1 rRNA gene is annotated in these 2,960 nt (G+C 50.6%); it reads left to right on the top strand.

Annotated elements, in window-relative coordinates:
* Nucleotides 1-118 precede the first annotated feature (118 nt).
* Nucleotides 119-2,960 (top strand): 23S ribosomal RNA (locus AB4249_RS16695); the annotation flags it as partial.

Here is a 2,960-nt window from a genome sequence, read left to right as displayed (position 1 = left end):
AACAGTCATTGAGAATTAACCCTTCTTGATGACAACCAAAAACCTTGGTTAGTTGCCATACGCTTATTTGTCTTCACTTTTTAAAGTGAAAGCAAATAGAAACCCTTTCGGGTTGTATGGTTAAGTGACTAAGCGTACACGGTGGATGCCTTGGCAGTCAGAGGCGATGAAAGGCGTAATAACTTGCGATAAGCCCAGATTAGGTAGTAATAACCTTTTGAGTCTGGGATTCCTGAATGGGGAAACCCACTTACATAAGTAAGTATCCTGTTGTGAATACATAGCAACAGGAGGCAAACCGGGGGAACTGAAACATCTAAGTACCCCGAGGAAGAGAAATCAACCGAGATTCCGAAAGTAGCGGCGAGCGAAATTGGATTAGCCCTTAAGCTTTTAATGATGCAGGTGAAGAGTCTGGAAAGTCTCGCAGTAAAGGGTGATAGCCCCGTAACCGACACATCATAATCAGTGAAAACGAGTAGGGCGGGACACGTGATATCCTGTCTGAATATGGGGGGACCATCCTCCAAGGCTAAATACTACTGACTGACCGATAGTGAACCAGTACCGTGAGGGAAAGGCGAAAAGAACCCCTGTGAGGGGAGTGAAATAGAACCTGAAACCGTGTACGTACAAGCAGTAGGAGCACCTTCGTGGTGTGACTGCGTACCTTTTGTATAATGGGTCAGCGACTTAATTTTAGTAGCAAGGTTAACCGTTTAGGGGAGCCGTAGGGAAACCGAGTCTTAACTGGGCGTACAGTTGCTAGGATTAGACCCGAAACCAGGTGATCTAGCCATGGGCAGGTTGAAGGTTGAGTAACATCAACTGGAGGACCGAACCGACTAATGTTGAAAAATTAGCGGATGACTTGTGGCTAGGGGTGAAAGGCCAATCAAACCTGGAGATAGCTGGTTCTCCCCGAAAGCTATTTAGGTAGCGCCTCGGACGAATACTACTGGGGGTAGAGCACTGTTAAGGCTAGGGGGTCATCCCGACTTACCAACCCTTTGCAAACTCCGAATACCAGTAAGTACTATCCGGGAGACACACGGCGGGTGCTAACGTCCGTCGTGGAGAGGGAAACAACCCAGACCGCCAGCTAAGGTCCCAAAGTATAGCTAAGTGGGAAACGATGTGGGAAGGCTCAGACAGCCAGGATGTTGGCTTAGAAGCAGCCATCATTTAAAGAAAGCGTAATAGCTCACTGGTCGAGTCGGCCTGCGCGGAAGATGTAACGGGGCTAAGCTATACACCGAAGCTGCGGCTACGTACCTTAGGGTATGTGGGGTAGGGGAGCGTTCTGTAAGCCGTTGAAGGTGGTCTGTAAGGGCTGCTGGAGGTATCAGAAGTGCGAATGCTGACATGAGTAACGATAAAGGGAGTGAAAAACTCCCTCGCCGGAAGACCAAGGGTTCCTGTCCAACGTTAATCGGGGCAGGGTAAGTCGACTCCTAAGGCGAGGCCGAAAGGCGTAGTCGATGGGAAACGGGTTAATATTCCCGTACTTCTTACAATTGCGATGGGGGGACGGAGAAGGCTAGGTGGGCCTGGCGACGGTTGTCCAGGTTCAAGTACGTAGGCGGGTGGTTTAGGTAAATCCGGACCGCTATTAACGCTGAGATACGATGTCGAGCTACTACGGTAGTGAAGTCATTGATGCCATGCTTCCAGGAAAAGCCTCTAAGCTTCAGATTGTAAGGAATCGTACCCCAAACCGACACAGGTGGTCGGGTAGAGAATACCAAGGCGCTTGAGAGAACTCGGGTGAAGGAACTAGGCAAAATGGTACCGTAACTTCGGGAGAAGGTACGCTCTTATCAGTGAAGTCCCTTGCGGATGGAGCAGACGAGAGTCGCAGATACCAGGTGGCTGCAACTGTTTATTAAAAACACAGCACTGTGCAAAATCGTAAGATGACGTATACGGTGTGACGCCTGCCCGGTGCCGGAAGGTTAATTGATGGGGTTAGACTTCGGTCGAAGCTCTTGATCGAAGCCCCGGTAAACGGCGGCCGTAACTATAACGGTCCTAAGGTAGCGAAATTCCTTGTCGGGTAAGTTCCGACCTGCACGAATGGCGTAATGATGGCCACGCTGTCTCCACCCGAGACTCAGTGAAATTGAAATCGCTGTGAAGATGCAGTGTACCCGCGGCTAGACGGAAAGACCCCGTGAACCTTTACTACAGCTTGGCACTGAACATTGAACCTACATGTGTAGGATAGGTGGGAGACTTTGAAACCGCGTCGCTAGATGTGGTGGAGTCGTCCTTGAAATACCACCCTTGTAGTTTTGATGTTCTAACGTTGGTCCCTGAATCGGGATTACGGACAGTGCCTGGTGGGTAGTTTGACTGGGGCGGTCTCCTCCCAAAGAGTAACGGAGGAGCACGAAGGTGGGCTAAACACGGTTGGACATCGTGTGGTTAGTGCAATGGCATAAGCCCGCTTGACTGCGAGAATGACAATTCGAGCAGGTGCGAAAGCAGGTCATAGTGATCCGGTGGTTCTGAATGGAAGGGCCATCGCTCAACGGATAAAAGGTACTCCGGGGATAACAGGCTGATACCGCCCAAGAGTTCATATCGACGGCGGTGTTTGGCACCTCGATGTCGGCTCATCACATCCTGGGGCTGAAGTCGGTCCCAAGGGTATGGCTGTTCGCCATTTAAAGTGGTACGCGAGCTGGGTTTAGAACGTCGTGAGACAGTTCGGTCCCTATCTGCCGTGGGCGTTGGAAAATTGAAAGGGGCTGCTCCTAGTACGAGAGGACCGGAGTGGACGAACCTCTGGTGTTCGGGTTGTCATGCCAATGGCATTGCCCGGTAGCTAAGTTCGGAATCGATAACCGCTGAAAGCATCTAAGCGGGAAGCGAGCCTTGAGATGAGTTTTCCCTGGCACTATAAGTGTCCTAAAGGGTTGTCGTAGACTACGACGTTGATAGGCAGGGTGTGTAAG

The sequence above is a fragment of the Vibrio sp. 10N.261.55.F4 genome, from assembly GCF_041470465.1.
Classification (GTDB): Bacteria; Pseudomonadota; Gammaproteobacteria; order Enterobacterales; family Vibrionaceae; genus Vibrio; species Vibrio crassostreae_C.
The sequence above is the reverse complement of the archived record's forward strand: the minus strand, read 5'-3'. Positions and strand labels throughout refer to the sequence as shown.